General features: G+C 61.8%; 1 protein-coding gene. It reads left to right on the top strand.

The genetic code is table 11. The features are described from left to right. Positions 1 to 558: VCBS domain-containing protein (locus L981_RS32710; protein WP_043626974.1), on the top strand; the 558-nt coding region annotated here is incomplete at both ends.

Below are 558 nucleotides of genomic sequence, written 5' to 3'. Positions count from 1 at the left end.
ATTCTGTCGCCTGGACCTTCAAGGTCGCCGACGGCGTCATCGACTCCCTGCAGTCTGGCCAGACCCTGACGCAGACCTACGACGTGACTATCAATGACGGTCATGGCGGCACGGCGACGCAGACGGTGACGATCGTGATCACCGGTACCAACGATGCGCCGATCATTACCTCGGGCGTGCAGAACGTGACGGTGACCGAGCGTGCTGACGGCGCGGACGGCGAGAATGCGGTGGTGCATGTTCAGGGCGGCACGGTGGCTTTTGCCGACGTCGATACGCTGGATGAGCATAGCGCCAGCTTCAAGGCGAACGGCGACGGCTATCTCGGCAAGTTCGCGCTCGACCCGGTGAACCAGGCCGGCAATTCGGTCGGTTGGACCTTCAAGGTCGCTGACGGTGTGATCGACTCACTCCAAGCTGGTCAGACGCTCACGCAGACCTATGAGGTGACCATCAACGATGGCCATGGCGGCACGGCAAAACAGACCGTGACGGTGGTGATCACCGGCACGAACGATGCCCCGGTCATTACCTCGGGTATTCAGAGCGGTGCGGTGA

Source organism: Ensifer sp. ZNC0028 (genome assembly GCF_000799055.1).
Lineage (GTDB): Bacteria > Pseudomonadota > Alphaproteobacteria > Rhizobiales > Rhizobiaceae > Ensifer.
This window is presented reverse-complemented; position numbering and strand designations above follow the sequence as displayed.